At 74.4% G+C, this 20150-nt stretch carries 2 protein-coding genes (1 of these 2 cut by a window edge); both read right to left on the bottom strand.

Annotation, left to right across the window (positions count from 1 at the left end):
• Window positions 1–3759 carry the start of a non-ribosomal peptide synthetase gene (locus tag FXO23_RS33515; protein ID WP_158889709.1) on the bottom strand. Its footprint begins 9924 nt before the window's first position, so only the first 3759 of its 13683 coding nucleotides appear in the window; it begins with the start codon at window positions 3757–3759; its stop codon lies beyond the left edge, outside the window.
• Window positions 3756–20150, bottom strand: coding sequence for a non-ribosomal peptide synthetase (locus FXO23_RS33510; RefSeq protein ID WP_158889707.1), 16395 nt, complete (start codon window positions 20148–20150; stop codon window positions 3756–3758). The genes FXO23_RS33515 and FXO23_RS33510 overlap by 4 nt, the downstream gene beginning before the upstream one ends.

Raw genomic sequence — 20150 nt, 5'->3', positions numbered from 1 at the left:
GGGCACGGTGAACTCCACGGCGTCGCCGTCCTGCCCGGCGACCGGTGGACGCGGGCGATCCAGCGGCAGGTCCAGGCATTCGGGCAGGTCCGCGAGTTCGTCCAGCCAGAACTCGACCTGGTCCTTGATCAGCGATCCGGCCAGCTGTTCGGCCTGCCACAGCGCGAAATCCGCGTACTGGACCGGCAACGGCGGCCGGTCCGGCGCCGCACCGCGCAGCCGTGCCCGGTAGGCGGTGAACAGGTCCCGGCGCAGCGGGTTCGCCGACCATTCGTCCCCGGCGATGTGGTGCAGCAGCAGCACGAGCACGTGCTCGCGGTCGCCGAGCCGGAACAGGGTCGCGCGCAGCGGCGGCTCCCGGTCCAGCCGGAACGGGTGGGTGACGGCCGCGGTCAGCCGGTCGGCGAGGCCGGCTTCGGTCACCTCCGCCACCGGGCAGGCGACCTCGGTGGTGTCGAGCACGCGCTGGTAGGGATTCCCGTCGTGCTGTTCGAACACCGTCCGCAGGATTTCGTGCCGTGCGGTCAGATCGGCGAGCGCGGCGCGCAGCGCGTCCACCTCGAGCGGTCCGGAGATCCGCCACACCAGCGGCAGGTTGTAGGTCGGGCTCGGCCCGTCCAGTTCGGCGAAGAACCACAACTGGCGTTGCGAGGCCGAAAGCGGCACCCGCTCCGGGCGCGGTCCCGCCGTGATCGCCGGGCGAGCGGGCCCCGCGGTGTCCAGTGCGGCGGCGAGCGCGGCGGGGGTGGTGTGCTCGAACACCGTGCGCGGGGTCAGTTCGGCGCCCAGCGCCGTGCGCAGCACGCCCACCAGTTTGATGGCGAGCAGGGAATGCCCGCCGAGTGCGAAGAAGTTGTCGTCCAAGCCCACCTTCGGCACCCCGAGCACCTCGGCGAACAGCTCGGTGACCAGTTGTTCGGTCACCGTCCGCGAATCCCGGTGCACTTCCCCGGCGGCACGGGCGGGTTCGGGCAGCGCGGCCCGGTCGAGCTTGCCGTTGGCGGTCACCGGGAACTCGGCGAGCGCCACGATCGCCTGCGGCACCAGGTGTTCGGGCAACCGCTCCGCCAGCGCGGTTCGCGTGGCCGCCACGTCCGCGGTCGCCGGGGTGACGTACCCGATCAGGACCTGTGTGCCGTCGGGCGCCGGACGGGCCACCACGGTCGCCTCGCCGACCCCCGGCATGGCGCGCAGCGCGTGCTCGATCTCGCCGAGTTCGACCCGGAACCCGCGGACCTTGACCTGGTGGTCGATGCGGCCCAGGTAGGCCACGGTGCCGTCGGGGTTCCAGGACGCCAGGTCGCCGGTGCGGTACATGCGGTCGCCCGGGCCGCCGAACGGATCCGCGACGAACCGTTCGGCGGTCAACCCACGGCGGCCGAGGTAGCCGGACGCGAGCTGTGCGCCCGCGAGGTACAGCTCGCCGGGTTCCCCCGGGGCGAGCGGGCGCAGCGCGGCGTCCAGGACGTACCACCTGGTGTTCCACAGTGGACGGCCGATCGGCACCGGCCTCGTCGCGTCCTCGCCGGTGGTGTCCCAAGCGGACACCTCGACGGCCGCCTCGGTCGGTCCGTAGAGGTTCAGCAGCCGGGCGGACGGCAGGATTTCGCGGGCGCGCGTCAACAGTTCGGCGGGCAGTGCCTCCCCGCTGCACAGCAGGAGCCGGACCGACGGCAGTTCCCGTGCCGCCGGTTCGGCGAGGAAGGCGCCCAGCATCGACGGGACGAAATGCAGGATCGTCACCGCTTCGCGGGCGGCGAGCGCGGCGAGGTAGGCGGGATCGCGGTGCCCGTCCGGGCGGGCGACCACGAGGGCGCGGCTGGTCGCCAGCGGCCAGAACAGCTCCGGCACCGAGACGTCGAACGAGATCGGGGTCTTGAGCAGCATCCGGTCGTCGGCGGCGGGGGCGTAGGCGTCCCGCATCCAGCGCAGCCGGTTCACGATCGCCGCATGCGGCACGGCCACCCCCTTGGGGCGGCCGGTCGAACCGGACGTGTAGATCACGTACGCGGTGTGCCCCGGGGTGATCGCCGCCGCCGCGGTGACCGGCCCCGCGGTGCCAGCCCGCAGGGCCGCCAGTTTCTCCGCGGTGATCAGCAGGGCGGGCCGGGCGTCGGCGATCATGAAGTCCACCCGCTCGGCCGGGTACCCGGGATCGATCGGCAGGTAGGCCGCCCCGAGCCGGTGGATCGCGTAGAGCACGGCGACGAGTTCCGCGGACCGCGGCAAGGCGACGGCCACGATGTCCCCGGCGCGCACCCCTTCGGCCCGCAGCGCTCCCGCGAACCGCGCGATCCGCTCGTCGAATTCGGCGAAACTCCAGCGGGTGTCCTCGGCCAGCACCGCCGGGGCGTCCGGTGCGCGGCGCACCTGCTCCGCGAACAGCTCCGGCAGGGTGACCGGGGGCAGCTCCCGGGCGGTGTCGTTCCACTCCCGCAGCACCCGGGCGCTCAGTGCGGCGTCGAGCAGCGGGAGGCGGCCGACCGGGCGTCCCGCGTCCGCGGTCAGTTCGAGCAGCGCCCGGGTGGCCGCGTCGAGCAGGCGCCGCGCCCAGGCGGGCGGGTTCAGGTCCGCCCGGTAACCGCAGGCCAGTTCCAGCCGGTCGCCGGGAACCACGATCAGGCTCGCCGGGTAGTGCACCGCGTCCTTTGTGGACACCGCGGTCACGGTGAGCCCCGCCGCCTGCTGCTGCTCGGTCAGGGCGCGCTCGTCGACCGGGTAGCTCTCGACGACGACCAGCGAGTCGAACAGGTCACCGCCCCCGGCGAGGCGCTGGATCTCGGCGAGCCCGAGGTGCTGGTGGTCCAGCAGCCGGGCCTGCTCGGCCTGGATCCGGCGCAGGAAGGCGCCGACGGTTTCCGCCGGGCGCAGGGCGACCCGGACCGGAACGGTGTTGATGAACAGCCCGATCATCTCGCGGGCGCCGGGCAGATCCTCGGGGCGCCCGTGCACGGTGCCGCCGAAGACCACGTCGCCGCGTCCGGTCCGGCGGCCGAGCACCAGTGCCCAGGCCGCCTGGACCAGGGTGTTCAGCGTGACCCCGTGTTCGCGGGCGAACCCGGTCACGCGCGCGGTGTCCCTTGCGGACAGTGCCTGCCGTACGCGCTCCGGGCGTGCTGGGGCCGAGCCCGTTCCGGCGGGCGCGACCAGTGTCGGTCCGTCCACTCCGGACAGTGCCTTGGCCCAGGCATCGCGGGCCGCGGCGTGGTCCCGGCGGGCGAGCCAGGCCAGGTGGTCGCGGAACGGCCGGACCCGGGGCAGTGCGGCGGGGTCGCCCCGGGAACCGTAGAGCGCGAACAGATCCCGGCCCAGCAGCGGCCCGGACCAGCCGTCCAGCAGCAGGTGGTGGTGGGTGAGCAGCAGCAGGTGCTCGTCCGGGCCGAGGTGCAGCAGCGTGAACCGGATCAGCGGCGGGGTCTCCAGGTCGAACCGGGCGCGCCGGTCCGCCTCGGCGATCCGCTCGGCCTCGGCCCGCCCGGCGACCTCGAGTTCGGTGAACGGCACCGCCACCCGCCGCATCACGAGTTGCACCGGCTTCTCCACCCCGGTCGCGGTGATCGCCACCCGCAGGTTCGCGTGCCGGTCCAGCAGGCCCTGCGCCGCGGCACGCAGCGCCGCCGCGTCCACCTGCCCGGCCAGTTCGAACCGCAGCTGCACGGTGTAGACGTCGCGGCCGTCCGCGTCGAACGCGGCGTGGAAGAACATCCCTTCCTGCAACGGTGTCAGCGGGAGGACGTCCTCCAGGCCCGCACGACTCATGCCTTCCCCCATTTCGCTTCGAGCAGGTCGATCTGGTGCTGGTTCAGGGAGACCAGCGAAAGGTCGGACGGGGTGTGCCCGCCCGAATCCGGCGCCTCGGCGTGCCCGGCCACCGCGTCGAGCGCGTCGAACCAGGCGTCCGCCAGGGCGTGCACCTCGTCCTCGTCGAGGACCGCCGCCGGGAACAGCCAGTCCACGGACAGTTCCGGTTCGCCGTCGTATTCGGTGACCGCGGCGGTGATCTCCAGCGCGTGCGCCATCTGCAGCGCCGGTTCGGACGCCCCGCCGATCCCCGCGACGGCCGGGTCCGGCGCCCAGCCGGTTCCCGCGGCGCCGAGGCGGCCGAGGTAGTTGAAGGCGATCGGCGGCGTGCCGAACGCGGCCAGTTCGGCGCTCGCGGCCGGATCGAGGTACCGCAGGATGCCGTAACCCAGGCCCTGTTCCCCGGGGACAGCGCGCAGTTGTTCCTTGACCGCCTTCACCGCGCGGCCCGCCGATTCACCGCCGCGCAGGGCGTCGCCGACGTCCACCCCGTCCAGCTCGAGCCGGACCGGATAGGCGCTGGTGAACCAGCCGACGGTGTTCGCCAGATCGGCGCCGGGCAGCAGCTCGGTCCGGCCGTGCCCTTCGAGCTGGACCAGCACCGCCCGCGCGTCCCGACCGGACCACCGGCTCCGGTGCACGGCCGCGATCGCGAGCGCGGCCAGCAGCACGTCCTGCACCCCGGCGCCGAAGGCCGCGGGCACCGAGGTCAGCAGCGGGCCGGTGCGGTGCGGGGGCAGGACGCGGCGCACCCGGACCGCCGAACCCACCACGTCCCGGGCGGGATCCAGCGTCCGCGCGGGAAGCGCCGCGGGCGGATCGGCCAGGGTCGCGCGCCAGTGCGGCAGCTCGGCAGCGAATTCGCCGGAGGTACCGGCCTCGGCCAGCCGGAGCGCCCAGGCGCGGAACGGGGTTCCGGGCGGGGAGAGTTCGCGGCCCGCCGCGGCGGCCTCGAGGTCACCGGGCAGCACCCGCCAGGAGACGCCGTCGATCACAAGGTGGTGGATGACAACCAAAAGCCGCCCGGCAGCGTGCTCGCCGCGGTCCATCCAGACGAACCGCGCCATCACCCCGTGCTCGGGGTCCAGCCGATCCGCCGCCGCGTCGATCTCGTCCCGGGTGACCGCGGCCAGCCGGTACTCGTCCACAGTGGACGCATCGAGCCGGGTGAACAGGTCGCGCGCGCCGACCGCGCCCGGTTCGGGCACCTCCAGGCGCCCTTCGGCGAGGCGGGCGCGCAGCAGCTCGTGCCGATCGAGTACGGCCTGCACGGCCGCCACCAGATCCGCTTCGGCCACCCCGGGCGGCAGGACCAGCGACTGGGCTTGGCTGAACCGCTTGATCGGCCCGCCGAGCCCGGCCAGCCAGTGCATGACCGGGGTCGCCGGAACGGTCCCGATCGCGGTGACCTCCCGCGGCCGGTCCGCGGTGCCCGCGCGCTCGGCGTGTCCGGCGAGCGCGGCCACGGTGCGCAGTTCGAAGATGTCGCGGGCCCGGATCGGCAGTCCGGCGGCCTGGGCGAGGCTCACGACCTGGATGGACAGGATGCTGTCGCCGCCCAGGACGAAGTAGTCGTCATCCGGGCCGACCGCCTGGAGACCGAGCACCTCGGCGATGATCCCGGCGAGTGCCGTTTCCGCCGCGGTGGCGCCGGTGAGATCGGCGGGGCGCGGCGGTTCGGGCTCGGGCAGCGCCCGGCGATCCAGCTTCCCGTGCGGGGTCAGCGGCAGGGCGTCGAGTTCGACGAACACCGCGGGCACCATGTGCTCGGGAAGCTCGGCGAGCGCCGCGGTCCGCAATGCCGCGGTGTCCAATGCCATACCCGTCCGGGGCACCACGTACGCGGCGAGCCGGTGCCCGCCCCGGCCGTCCGGAACGGCGACCACGGCGGCCCGGGCCACCGCGGGATGCGCGCCGAGCACCGCCTCGACCTCGCCGGGTTCGATCCGGAAACCGCGGATCTTCACCTGGTCGTCGGCTCGCCCGGCGTAGACCAGGGTGCCGTCCTCCCGCCACCGCGCGAGGTCGCCGGTGCGGTAGAGCCGGGAACCGTCGGCGGCGAACGGATTCGCCACGAACCGGGACGCGGTCAGCCCCGATCGTCCGGGGTACCCGCGGGCGAGCCCGGTCCCGGCGGCGTACAACTCGCCGACCGTGCCCACCGGCACCGCGCGCAGCCGATCGTCCAGCACGTACACCGCGGTGTTGTGCACCGGCGAGCCGATCGGCACCGCGGTCATCCCCGGTTCCCGGGCGCACTTCCACAGCGTGATGTCCACCGTGGTCTCGGTGGGCCCGTAGGAGTTGAACATCGGGCGCTCGCCCGCCCATTCGGCCACCAGCGCCGGTGGACACGCCTCCCCGGCGGCGATCACCGTCAGCTCCGGCGGCACCTGGTCCGGGTGGATCGACGCGAGCGCGGCGGGCGGCAGGGTGGCGTGGGTGATCCGGTGTGCGGTGAGGAAATCCGCGAGCGGCCGCCCCGCGCGCTGGTCGTCCGGGATGAGCACCAGCGTGGCGCCGGTCAGCACACCCATGCACAGTTCCCACACCGAGGTGTCGAAGCTGACCGAGGCGAACTGCAGGACCCGGCTGCCCGCGCCGACCGCGAACTCGGTGCGCAGCGTGTGCACCAGGCTCGGGATTCCGGCGTGGCTCACCGCGGTGCCCTTGGGCCGCCCGGTCGAACCGGAGGTGTAGATCAGGTAGGCGGCCGCGGTGACCGGCACCGCCCGGCGCGGCACCGAGCGGTACCCGGCCAGTTCGGCCCGTGCCTCCGGTGCGTCGAGCGGGAAACGGGTTCCGTCCCCGGGCAGGTTCGCCGCGACGTCCGCTCGGGTCACGGTGACCACCGGCGCCGCGTCCGCCAGCAGGTACGCGATCCGGTCGTGCGGGTAGTGCGGATCGACCGGCAGGTAGACCGCACCCGCCTTCTGCACGGCGAGCAGCGCGACGATCAGTTCCGCCGAACGCGGGAGTGCGACCGCCACCGCGCGTTCGGGCCCGGCCCCGCGGGCGAGCAAGGCGTGCGCGAGCGCGTCCGAACGGCGATCGAGTTCGGCGAAGGTCAACGCGTCCTCGCCGTCGATCACCGCGGCGGCCGCCGGATGCGCGGTGGCCACATCGGCGAACAGCTCGGCGATCGTCGCGGCCGGGACCTCGCGCGCGGTGTCGTTGACCTCGGCGACCAGGTAGCGGCGTTCGGCCGGGGTGAGGACGTCCAGCGCCCCGGCCGGGGTTTCCGGTGCGGCGACCAGGGCGCGGCAGAACGCGGTGAACCGCTCCCCGAGCCGCTCGACCTCGCCCGCGGTGCACGCGGTTTCCGAGTATTTCCAGGTGAGCCGCAAGCGATCGCCGGGCTCGGCGACCAGGGCCAGCGGGTAATGCGTGTCGTCGGTGACTTCGACCGACCGCAGGTCCAGTTCCCCGGCGGCCGCCCGGACCTCGTCGCCGTCGAGCGGGTAGTTCTGGACCACCAGCATGGTGTCGAACAGTTCCCCGGTCCCGGTGAGCCGCTGGATCTCGGCCAGACCGGTGTGCTGGTGGTCCAGCAGCGCGGCCTGCTCGGCCTGGACGCGGGCCAGCAGCGCGGACAGCGGTTCGTCCGGATCGATGCGCACCCGGACCGGAACGGTGTTGGCGAACAGGCCGATCATCGCGGGCGAGCCGGTCAGTTCCGGCGGACGGCCGGAGACGACCGCGCCGAAGACGACATCCGCGCTCCCGGTCAGGCGGCCGAGCAGCAGGCCCCACCCCACTTCCACGAGCGTGCTCAGGGTGAGCCCGCGGGCCCGCAGCAGTGCGGTGAGTTCGGCGGTCAGCTCCTCGGGCAGCACGGTGTCGTGGCGCCGCGCGATCCGGGCGCGAGTGCCTTCGGGCGCGAGCAGGGTCGGCCCGGGCAGGCCGTCGAGCGCCGCCCGCCACGCCCGCGCGGCCGCCTCCGCGTCCCGTCCGGCGAGCCATTCGAGGTGCTCGCGGAAGGTCCCCGCAGGTCGGTCCGGGGCGCCGTCCCGGGCGTAGGCCCGCAGCAGATCCCCCACCACGAGCGGACCGGACCAGCCGTCGAAGAGCAGGTGGTGCGCGGTGAACAGCAGTACCGACCGGTCCCCGGGCAGGCGCAGCAAGGTGAGCCGGGCCAGTGGCGGATCGGCGGGATCGAACCGTTCGGCCAGTTCCGCGGCGGCGATCCGCTCGGCCTCGGCCTCGGTGACCGCGTGCTCGGCCCAGCGCGGTTCGACCCGGCCCGGTACGAACCGGATCGGGGTGCCCCCGGCGGCGTACCGGAAACCCGATCGCAGCACCGCGTGCCGGTCCAGCAGGGCCGCCGCGGCCCGGCGCAGGCGATCGGATTCCACCTTCCCGCCGAACTCGAGCCGGAATCGCATGAGGTACGGGTCCGCCCCCTCGCCGGAGAGGGTGGTGAGGGCGAACAGCCCTTGCTGCAACGGGGTCAGCGGCAGCACGTCGGCGAGGTCCGGCACGGCCGCGTCCAGTTCGTCCACAGCGGACTGTCCGATCGGGACCAGCGGGAAGTCCGCGGGGGTGTGGCCGGGTCGTGCGGGGCAGCGGGCCAGCGCCTCCAGCGCGGTCCGGAAGTCCCGGGCCAGCTCGAGCACCTCGTGCTCGCCCAGGATCTCGCCGGCGAACGCCCAGGACAGCCGCAGCCGGGTGCCCGCCGGGTCCTCGACCGCGATCGCGGTGATGTCCAGCGCCGCGGCGACCGCGGCCGCCGGATCGACGGTTCCGCTCAGCGGGGCGGCCGGGGTCCAGTCGCCGTCCGCACCCGGGGCGAACCGGCCCAGGTAGTTGAAGCCGATCGCCGGACCCTCCAGCGGGGCGAGGACTTCGGCGGCCGCCGGGTCGAGGTACCGCAGCCGCCCGTAGCCGAGCCCGGCGAGCGCCCCACCGGGCAGCGTGCGCACGGCCTCCTTGACCCGCTTCAGCGCGATGGCCGCGGATTCCCCGCCCGCGAACGCGTCCGCCAGGTCGATGCCGTCCAGATCGAGCGGCACCGGGAAGCGGGCGGTGAACCAGCCGACCGTGCGCGAGAGGTCCATCCCGGGTTCCGGTTCCTCCCGGCCGTGCCCTTCGACCACGACCAGCGCCGCGCCCGCGGACCGGGCGACCGCCAGCGCCAGCGCGGTGAGCAGGACGTCCTGGACGTTGCCGTGCGCCAGCGCGGGCGCGGTGGTCAGGACCGCGGCGGTGAGGTCGGCGGGCAGTTCCGTCCGCACGTGGCGCGCGGTGGACACCAGATCGACGCGCGGATCGACCGCGCGGCGCCCGAGCCGGGCGAACGGGCGGTCCAGCAGGGCGGTCCACTCGGCGAGAGCGCCGTTCCGCACAGCGGTGGCGGCCGCCGCCCACCGCGCGAACCGGGTGCCCGCGGGCGTGGCCGCCGGATCCGCCCCGGCGGCCAGATCGTCGGCCAGGATGCGCCAGGAGACGCCGTCCACGACGAGGTGGTTGGCCACCAGCAGCAGGCGGCCGGGGTCGGCGCCGCCGGGGAAGAACACCGCGCGCAACATGATCCCGGCTTCAGCGTCTAATGTGGACACAGCCCGGTCCCGTTCGGCCTGCCACAGCTCGGTGAACTCGGCCGTCTCGAAGTCACCGGCCTCGACGATCCGCACCGGCGCGGGTCCGGTGCACCCGGGCTCGAGGGTGCCGTCGGCGCGCGACCGGGCGCCGAGTTCGGGGTGGCGGGCGTACAAGGTGGCGAGGAGTTCGTCCAGCGCCTCGGGAGTGAGCCCGGCCGGGGTGCGCAGCAGCATCGCCTGGGTGAACCGGTTCGGCTCGCCGCCGCGTTCGGCGGCCCAGGCCATGATCGGGGTGCGCGCGATCGTCGCGGGATCCTCGCCGGACCGCGCCGCGCCCCCGGTTTCGGTGCGCAGCGCGAGCCGTTCGGCCAGGGCCGCGGGGGTGCCGAGTTCGAGGACGTCCCGGGCGCCGATGTCCAGTCCGGCGGACCGAGCGCGGCTGACCACCCGCAGCGACAGGATGCTGTCGCCACCGAGGGCGAAGAAGTTGTCCCGGTCGCCGACGGCGTCCAGGCCGAGTACCTCGGCGAAGATCCCGGCGAGCGCCGCGGACCGCGCATCCCCGGACCGCGCGTCCGCGGCTGTGCGCCGGTCGTTCTCGGGCAGCGCGGCCCGGTCGAGTTTCCCGCTGGCGGTCAGCGGAAGCTCCTCGAGCACGGCGATCCGGGCGGGCACCATGTACCCCGGCAGCAACGCGCGGCAGTGCGCCAGCACGGTTTCCGTGTCCACTGTGGACTCCGTGGTGACGAAGGCGTCGAGGCGGCCGTCGCGGACCGCCACGGCCGCGGTCGCCACCCCGGGCGCGGTGGCCAGGGCGTGCTCGATCTCGCCGAGTTCGATCCGGAACCCGCGCACCTTCACCTGCTGGTCCACCCGGCCGAGGTAGTCGATCCGGCCGTCGGCCGTCCAGCGCGCGAGGTCGCCGGTGCGGTACATCCTCGTTCCCGGCGGGGCGAACGGGTCGGCCACGAACCGTTCCGCGGTCAGCCCGGGCCGCCCCAGGTAACCGCGGGCGAGCCCGCCGCTGAGGTAGAGCTCCCCCGGCACACCCGGCGGCAGCGGGTTGAGCCCGGCATCGAGGAGGTAGCACCGCGCCCCGGAGATCGGGGCGCCGATGAGCACCCGGCCGGTCCCGTCGAACTCGGCGCCCACGTCCCAGCTGGTGGCGTAGACGGTGGCCTCGGTCGGACCGTAGATGTTGAGCAGCCGCGCGTCCGGCAACGCGGACCGGATCCGGCGCACCAACTCCGCGGACAGCGCCTCCCCGGCGAGCGCGAGCGCGTCCGCCTCGAGCCCGGTGAGGTTCTCCCCGAACACCCCGGCGACGGCCGAAGGCACCCCGGAGATCAGGCTCAGCCGGTCGCGGCCGCGCCGGTCGGCGAGGGCGAGGAGATCCGGGACGACCTCGATGCTCCCGCCGCACAGCAGGGGGCCGAAGATCTCGAACACCGACACGTCGAAGCCGAGCGAGGTCGAGGCCAGCACCCGGCCGAGACCGGCCGGGCCGAAGGTGTCCCGGGCCCACGCGGCGAGTTCGGCCGCGCTCGCGTGCGCGACCACGACTCCCTTGGGGCGCCCGGTGGAGCCGGAGGTGTAGAGGACGTACGCGGCGTTGTCCGGGCGCACGGGTACCGCGGTGAACCCGGCCGGACCGCGCTCCAGGTCGGCGCGTACGGCCGGATCGTCCAGCAGCAGCACCGGCACCTCCACCGCTGGAACCGCCCCTGCGCCCACGAGCAGGACGGGCCGCGCCTCGGCGAGCACGTTCGCGGTGCGGGCGGGCGGATGTGCGGGATCGATCGGCAGGTAGGCGGCGCCCGCCAGGTGCACCGCCAGCACCGCGACGATCATCGCCGCGGATCTCGGCACCGCCAGCGCGACCAGGGTTTCCGGCCCGGCGCCCCGATCGGCCAGCACCCGGGCGAGCGCGGCGGCCCGCGCGTACAGCTCGGCATAGGTGAGTTCGGCGTCCGGTGCGGTGACGGCGACCGCCTCCGGGGTCCGGCGGGCCTGAGCCGCGAAGGCCGCGGGCAAAGTCTGTCCGCCCGGGATCTCCTCGCTGACGTTGAAGGAACGCAGGACGCGATCGCGTTCGGCCGCGGTCGTCAGCCCGATCCGCCCGACCGGGCGCTCGGCGTCGGCGACGACGAGTTCGAGCAGCCGCACGAACCGGTCCAGCAGGTCCCGCGCGTCCTCGCCGTCGAGCGCGCCCGGCTGGTACTTGGCCGCCAGGTACAGCTTTTCTTCGGGCGCGACGATCAGGGTCAGCGGGTAATGCGTGGCGTCGACCGGCACCCCGCCGGTCACCGCCAGCCCCGGTCCCGCGTCCCAGTCGCGGGTGGCCGGGTAGTTCTCGACCACCACCAGCGTGTCGAACAGCGCGTCCAGCCCGGCGAGGCGCTGGATCGCGGCGAGCCCGAGCTGGTGATGCGCCAGCAACCGGGCCTGTTCGTCCCGGACCCGGGCCACCAGCGCCCGGACCGTCTCCTGTGGACGGAGACGGATCCGGACCGGCACGGTGTTGATGAACAACCCGGCCATCTCGGTCGCCCCGGCGAGTTCGGCGGGACGGCCGGACACGGTCGTGCCGAACACGACATCGGCCCGGCCGGTGAGCCTGCCCAGCAGGACCGCCCACCCGGCCTGGACGACGGTGTTCACCGTGCAGCCGTGGGCGCGGGCCCAGCCGGTGAGTGCGCGGGTGAACTCCGCGCCGAGTTCGCGAGCCACCTGCTCGGGCCATTCCGGCGGCGTTTCGGCGGCAGCGGGCAGGAGCAGGGTGGGTTCCGCCAGTCCGGCCAGCGCGCGGGCCCACGCGGCCCGGTCGGCTTCGGTATCCACTGTGGACAGCCAGGCCAGGTGGTCGGCGAAGGGCCGCCGGGGCGCGGGCGTCGAACCGGTGTAGTCCGCGAACAGCTCGCGAGCCAGGGACACCGACGACCAGCCGTCGAGCAGGATGTGGTGGTGGCACACCAGCAGGCGGTGCCGGTCCGTGCCGAGCCGGAGCAGGGTGAACCGGATCAGCGGGGCGCTTCCGAGATCGAAGGAGGTGCGCCGGTCGCGTTCGGCCACCCGGTCGGCTTCGCCTGGTTTGCCGGTGAGATCGGCCTCGCGCCAGTCCAGCTCGGCCCGGGCGGCGACGAGCTGCACCGGATCGCCGTCGTCACGGGCGAGGAACGCGGCACGCAACGCGGGATGACGCCACAGCAACCGGTCCGCGGCGGCACGCAGCCGCCCGGCATCGAGGTGGCCGGTCAGTTCGAAGGCGAGCTGGACGGTGTACACGTCGAGGTCCCCGGTCCGGGTCGCCGCCTCGAACAGCAGGCCCGCCTGCAACGGTCCCAGGGGCAGGACGTCCGCCAGCCCGCCGGGCCGGGCCGACCAGGCGTCGATCTCGGCCTGCTCGGTCCGGACCAATCCGAAATCGGCGGGCGTGTGCCCGCCTCCGCCCGCGGCGGCGTGCGCGGCCAGGGCGTCCAGGGCGGCCCGCCACCGATCGGCCAGCGCCCGCACCCGCGCCTCCGGCAGCACAGAGTCCACAAAGGACCACCGGGCCCGCACGGCCGGGCCGTCCTCGATCAGGGTGGCGAGTTCGAGGGTGTGCGACGCGGCGAGCCCGGGATCCGCGCCGCCGGGCAGGGAGCCGAGTTCACCTGTCGGCGTCCAGTCGCCGTCCTCGTGCGTGGTGCGCCCGAGGTGGTTGACCAGGATCGGGCGCGGCGCGTCCGGGAGCCCGGACTCCGGATCGAGGTACCGCAGCAGCCCGTAGCCGCTGCCGTCCGCCGGGACCCCGGCGAGGGTTTCCTTCACCCGCCGCAGCGCCTCCCCCGCCGCCGCTCCCCCGGCGAAGGCGTCGGTGCGGTCGAGGTCGCCCAGGTCGACGCGGACCGGGAACAGGGCGGTGAACCAGCCGACCGCGGAGGCCGCCTCCGGCACCGCGTCCCGGCCGTGCCCTTCGAGATCGGCCCGCAGCACGCCGTCCCCCAGCGCCAGGGCGAGCGCGGTGAGCAGGACTTCCCGGGCCCCGGTGTGGAAGGCACGCGGCACGTCCTCGGTCACCGCGCGGGCGAGTTCACCGGTCACCGCCACGACGTGGTGGCGCACCTCGCCCACGGTGTGCCCGTCCGGTGACGGCACCGCGCTCGGCGCGGGCGCCAGCATCGCTTGCCAGAACGGGAGTTCCGCGCGGCGGCGGGTGGCCTCTTCGGTGAGTCCGGCGGCCCAGGCGCGGGCGTGGAACGCGGCTGGTTCCGGGTCCCCGTCGGCCAGATCCGCGACGAGCACCCGCCAGGACACCGCGTCGATCACCAGGTGGTGGGCCACCAGCAGCAGGCGACCGCCATCGAAGAGCACCGCGCGCAGCATCGGCCCCGAGCGCGGATCGAGCGCGGCGAGTTCTTCCTCGAGCACCGCGGCCGGATCGGCGTCCGCGGGCACCACGCGCAGTGCGGTTGCCGCGGACGCGCGGATTTCCAGCTCCTCCCCGGAAAGCCGGGCGCGCAGCAGATCGTGGCGCCGGGTCAGCGCCGCGAGCAGGACCGCCGCGTCGGCTTCGGTCAACCCCGCCGGGACGCGCAGCAGGGTGGCCTGGCTGTAGCGGTCGATCGGCCCACCGCGCCCGGTCAGCCAGCGCAGCATCGGGGTCGGCGCGAGCATTCCGGTCCGGGACTCGGCCGGTTCGGCGGGGGTGTCGTCGCGGGCGGCGGCGCGTTCGGCCAGCCGGGCCACGGTTCCGGCCTCCACCACGTCCCGCGCGGTGACCGCCAGGCCCGCCCGGCGTAGCGTGGCGACCAGGTGGATGGCCAGGATGCTGTCGCCTCCGGCCTCGAAGAATCCGGTGTCCACTCCGGACACTTCGGCCCCGAGCACCGCGGCGAACGCGCGGGCGATCTCGATCTCCTCCGCGGTGTGCGGGGCGCGACCGGATGCCCCCGGGAACTCCGGTTCGGGCAACGCGTCCCGATCCAGTTTTCCGTTGCGGTTCACCGGGAACTCGGCCAGCGGGACGAGCGCGGACGGCACCATGGCCGCGGGCAGGGTGGCCGCGAGCCGGGCCAGGACCGCCGCCGGGTCGAGCCGCACGGCAGGCACGCAGTAGGCCACCAGCCGGTCGCCGCGGGCGACCACGACCACACCGTCGAGGTCGGCGGCCTCGCGCAGCCGCGCCTCGATCTCGCCGAGTTCGATCCGCTGCCCGCGGATCTTGACCTGGTGATCGGTCCGGCCGAGGTAGTCCAGCGCCCCGTCCGCGCGGTGGCGGACCAGATCGCCGGTCCGGTACAGCCGGGTTCCCGGCGCGCCGAACGGGTTGGCCACGAACCGTTCCGCGGTCAGCCCCGGCCGACCCCGGTAACCCCGCGCCAGTTGCCCGCCACCGAGGTACAACTCCCCGGGCGTGCCCGGCGGGACCGGGCGCAACTCGGCATCGAGGACGTGCAGGGTGGTGTTCCACACCGGCCACCCGATCGGGATCGGGCGATGCCCGTCCGCACCGGCAGGTTCGAAGAAGGACACGTCGACCGCGGCCTCGGTCGGCCCGTACAGGTTGTGCGGCGCCACGCCGAACACGGCCCGCGCCCGGGGCACCAGATCCGCGGGCAGCGCCTCCCCGCTGCACAGCACGCGGCGCAGCGTCTCGAACGATCCGGTCGGTTCGGCGGCCAGGAAGGCGGCGAGCATCGACGGTACGAAGTGGACGGTGGTGACCCGCTCCCCGGCGATCAGCGCCGCGAGCCGCGCCGGATCGCGGTGGTCGCCCGGTTCGGCGACCACCAGGGTCGCCCCGGTGATCAGCGGCAGGAAGAACTCCCACACCGAGACGTCGAACCCGGCCGGGGTCTTCTGCAGCACGCGATCGGTGTGGTCGATCCCGTAGTGGGCCCGCATCCACAGCAGCCGGTTGACGATGGCGCGGTGCTCGACGAGCACGCCCTTGGGCCGCCCGGTCGATCCCGAGGTGTAGATCAGGTAGGCCGGGTGCTCCGGCGCGACGATCGTGTCCACAGTGGACTCGATCGGGGTGGCCAGCAGTTCGGGCAGGGAGTCCTCGGTGAGCACGAACGCGGGCGCGGCGTCGGCGAGCAGTTCCGCGATGCGCGCGGGCGGCAGCTCCGGATCCACCGGCAGGTAGGCGGCCCCGGCGCGCAGGACGGCCACCAGGGTGACCACGAGATCGGCGGACCGCGGCAGCACCACGGCCACGACCTGCTCCGGCCCGGCTCCCCGGGCCCGCAACGCGCCCGCGAGCCGGGCGGTCCGTGCACCGAGTTCGGCGTAGGTCAGCCGCCGCCCGGCGGACACCACGGCCTCGGCGTCACCGTGCGCGGTGAGGCTTTCGGTCAGCAGCGCGGTGAGCGTGGTGTCCGGCACCGGATGGGCGGTGTCGTGCACCGCGTCGAGGACCGCGGTTTCCCGCGGCAGCAGCAGGGGCAGCGCGCCGAGCGGCCGGTCCGCCTCGCCGACCGCCGCGGCGAGAAAGGCGGTGAACCGTTCGGTCAGCGCCGTCGCGGTGTCGGGGTCGAACAGGTCCGCGGCGAACTCGCCGAAACCGTGCAACCCGGTGGCGGTTTCGGTGACGTTCAGGGTGAGGTCGAACTTCGCGGTGCCGGTGGTGACCAGTTCTGTCGTCGCGGGCAGCCCGGCGAACCGATCGGAGTCGGCGGCGGTGTTGCGGTAGGCGAGCATCACCTGGAACAGCGGGTGGCGCGCGGCCGAGCGCGGCGGGTTCAGCCGGTCCAGGACCTGTTCGAAGGGCACGTCGTCGTGGGCGAGCGCGGTGAGATCGGCCGCGCGCACCCGGTCGAGCAGTTCACGGAAGGTCGGAGCGCCCGACAGATCCGCGCGCAGCACCAGCGTGTTGACGAAGAAGCCGATCAGCTCGTCCGCGGCCGGATCCTGGCGACCCGCCACCGGAACCCCGATCGGCACGTCCGGCCCGGCGCCGCAGCGGGACAGCAGCGCGGCGAACGCGGCGTGCAGCACGAGGAAAACGCTGGTGCCGGTGTCCGCGGCCAGCGCGCGAATCCGCTCGAGCAGTCCACTGGGGACGGTCAGGTCCACCACGATTCCCCGGTGGCTCGGCCGCGCCGGGCGGGGCCGATCGGCGGGCAGCGCGATCTCGTCCGGCAGCCCGGCCAGGGCATCCGCCCAGAAGTCCAGCTGTGCCGCGGCCAGCGCGCTCGGCTCCGCCGGATCGCCGAGCAGTTCGGTCTGCCAGAGCGCGTAATCCGCGTACTGCACGGGAAGCGGGGACCAGTCCGGGGCCCGGCCATCCCGGCGGGCGGCATACGCGGTTTCCAGATCGGCCAGCAGCGGCCGCAGCGACCATTCGTCGGTCGCGATGTGGTGGACGACGAGCACCAGCGTGTGGTCGTCCGCCGCGACCGAGTACAGCGCCGCGCGCACGGACGGCTCGGCGACGAGATCGAACGGGCGGGCGGCTTCTTCGGCGATCAGGCCGGGCAGTTCGGCCGCGGTGGTGGTGGCCAAGCGGCACCGCACCGCCGGGTCGGCCAGGATCCGTTGCCGCACCTCGCCGTCCTGCTCGAGGTACACCGTGCGCAGGATTTCGTGCCGCGCCACCACGTCCCGCACGGACGCGGCCAGCGCGTCCCGGTCGACCGCGCCGCGCAGCCGCAGCGCGAGCGGCAGGTGGTAGGTGGCGCTCGGGCCTTCGAGCGCCTGCAGCACCCACAACCGGCGCTGCCCGGCGGACAACGGCACGGTGTCCGGGCGCTCGTACGGTCGCAGCACCGGCCGGGCGGAGACCGCCTCGCCGAGCCGCTCGGCCAGCGAGATCGGGGCGGGCGCGTCGAACAGGGCGCCCACCGGCACCTCGACGCCGAGTTCCGCGCGGATCCGGCCGATGACCCGGATCGCGAGCAGCGAATGCCCGCCCAGCGCGAAGAAGTCGTCACGCACCCCGAAATCCGGCACGCCGAGGACCGCCCCGAAGATCGCCGCCAGGGTCGCGGCGCGCGGATCGCCCGGCGCGGTCTCCCTGGTGCCCGCGCGGGACGCCGCGACGGCGGCCAGCGCCCGCCGGTCGATCTTGCCGTTCGGGGTGAGCGGCAGCGCGGGCATGGCCACGAACCGGGACGGGACGAGGTACTCCGGCAGCCGGGCCGCGAGGTGCTCACGCGCCTCGTCCTCCCCGGGGCCTCCGGCGGCCGGGGTGAAGCAGGCGATCAGCCGGGTGGCGATTCCCTCCCCCAGCACGACCACCGCGCACGTATTGACCCCGGGAACCTCGCCGAGCACCGATTCGATCTCGCCCAGTTCGATCCGGAACCCGCGGACCTTCACCTGCTGGTCGACCCGGCCGAGGCAGTCGAGTTCCCCGTCCGGCAGCCGGCGCGCCAGGTCACCGGTCCGGTACATGCGGCTGCCCGCGGGTCCGAACGGATCGGCGACGAACCGTTCCGCGGACAGCCCGGGACGCCCGAGGTAGCCGAGCGCGACCCCGGTTCCGGCGAGATACAGCTCGCCGGTCACCCCCGGCGGCACCGGGCGCAGCGCGGCGTCCAGCACGTAGGCGGCGGTGTTGTGGATCGGGCGTCCGATCGGCGGCCGCCCGGTGTCGGTGGTGAGCGTGCGTGCGGTGGACCAGATGGTGGTTTCGGTGGGGCCGTACAGGTTCGTGACCTCGGCGGCCGCGGCGGTCAGGGTGCGCGCGAGCGCGGCGGGCAGCGCCTCACCACCGGCGAGCACGCGCAGACCGGACAGGGCGTGCGGCGCGAGATCGGCCAGCCCCTGCCACAGCGACGGGGTGGCCTGCATCGCGGTGATCCGCTCGGTCCGGATCAGCTCGCCCAGCCGGACCGGGTCCCGGGCGTCCTCCTTCCCGGCCAGCACCACGGTCGCGCCGCCGAGCAGGGGCAGGAACAGTTCCAGCGCGGCGATGTCGAAGCTGATCGTGGTGACCGCGAGAAACCGGTCCCCGGAGCCGAAACCGAACCGTTCGCGCAGCGAGCCGAGGAAGTTCGCCAGGTTCCGGCGGGTGACCACCACGCCCTTGGGGCGCCCGGTCGAACCGGAGGTGTACAGCACGTACGCGGGTGCGTCGGCGGGCACCACCGGCAACGCCTCGCCGGAACCCTCGACCACCTCGTCCGGGGTGACCACGAGCGCGGGTTTGGCGTCGGCGAGCATGAGTTCGATCCGCTCGGCCGGGAAGTCCGGATCGACCGGCAGGTAGGCGGCGCCGCTCTTGAGCACCCCGAGCAGCGTCACCACGAGTTCGGCCGAACGCGGCAGCACGACGGCCACGACCGCGCCGGGTCCGGCGCCGCGGGCGGCCAGGCCGCGTGCGAGCCGGGTGGACCGCTCGTCGAGTTCGGCGTAGGTGAGGGCGCCAGCCGCGTCGCGCACCGCGACCGCCTCCGGTGCGGTGCGCGCCCGTCCGGCGAGGCAGGCCACCAGATCCAGCTCGTCGTGCCCGGTTCGCTCGTACCGGCCGTGCGCCAGGGCGGTACGCAGTTCCGCGGCGGTCGCCAGGTCGAGGGTTCCGGCACGATCGTCCGGTTCGGCGTGGGCCAGGCGGCCGAGCAGCGCGACGAACCGGCGGGCGTGCGCGCCCAGCGCCTCCCGGTCGTAGGCCGCCGGATTGGCGTCGAACTCCAGCGCGAGGCCGTCGTCGCCGGGGCCGCCCTGCACGGTGATCGACAGATCGTCGACCGGACCGGCCGCCAGATAGTGGGTGGTGCCGGGCAGTTCGCCGAACCGCAGTTCGCCGTCGAACGGTTTGATGTTGATCCACGGTCCCACCGCGCGCCGCCCGGCGCCGAGCAGGCCGAGATCCCGGCGGATGTCCTCACCGCGGTACCGGTGGTGCTTGCGGACGGCCTTCAGCTCGGCGGTGACCGCGGCCGCGAGTTCGGCGACCGTGCTCGCCGGGGTCACCGCGACGCGCAGCGGCACGACGTTGACCGTGGTCGCCGGAACCCGCGCGGCGACCGAGCGGAGCCGGTTCATCAGCGGCAGCCCGAGCACGACCTCCCCGGCGCCGGCCGCGCGGTGCACGAACAGCGCGACCGCGGCCGCGACCAGTTCCGCCCAACCGACGCGGATCCGCTTGCCCAGCGCGGACAGGGCCGCGACGGTTTCCGGCGGGACCGTCGCGCGTTCGCGGAGGAATTCGGGACTCGGCGGCGCGGGTTCGGCGAGCGAGACGACCGCTGGCCGATCGGCGAACCGCTCGGCCCAGAACTCCCGGTCCGCCGCGTGACGGGGTGACTCGCGGTAGGCCAGGTCCTCGGCGACCAGCTCGGCGAGCGGCCGGAACGGGCTTTCCCCGCCCTCGGTTCCCGTCACCGCGGCCGTGTACAACTCGGCGACCCGGCGCGCGACGATCGAGAACCCGTAGCCGTCGAGCAGGATGTGGTGGCAGCGCTGGAACCAGAGGTACCGGTCCGCGGCGATCCGCAGCAGGAACTGGGTGACCAGCGGGCCGCGCTCGAGGTCGGGCACCCGGGCGAGTTCGGCCCGCATCAGGGAAAGCGCCGCGCGTTCCGGATCCTCCTCACCGGTGAGATCGGTCAGCACCGGGACCGGCGGAACGGACGCGCCGGTCCGCTGCCACGGACCGTTCTCGTCCTGTCCGAACAGGACGGAGAAGATCTCCGCCTCCGCCGAGGTTTCCCGGATCGCCCGGGCGAACGCGGCCACGTCGAGGTCGCCGCGGATGTCCACGTACTCGGCGGTGTTGTAGGCCGGGCTCGCCGGATCGATCCGCTGGCCGAACCAGACGCCCAGCTGGGCCGCGGTCAGCGGCAGCCGGTTCCCGGCCCCGGTCGGCTCGTTCCCTGCCAA

It is taken from the genome of Amycolatopsis anabasis, assembly GCF_009765355.1.
In the GTDB taxonomy this organism is placed as follows: Bacteria; Actinomycetota; Actinomycetes; order Mycobacteriales; family Pseudonocardiaceae; genus Amycolatopsis; species Amycolatopsis anabasis.
Note: the sequence above shows the minus strand (reverse complement) of the source record. Positions and strands in the feature narration are given on the sequence as shown.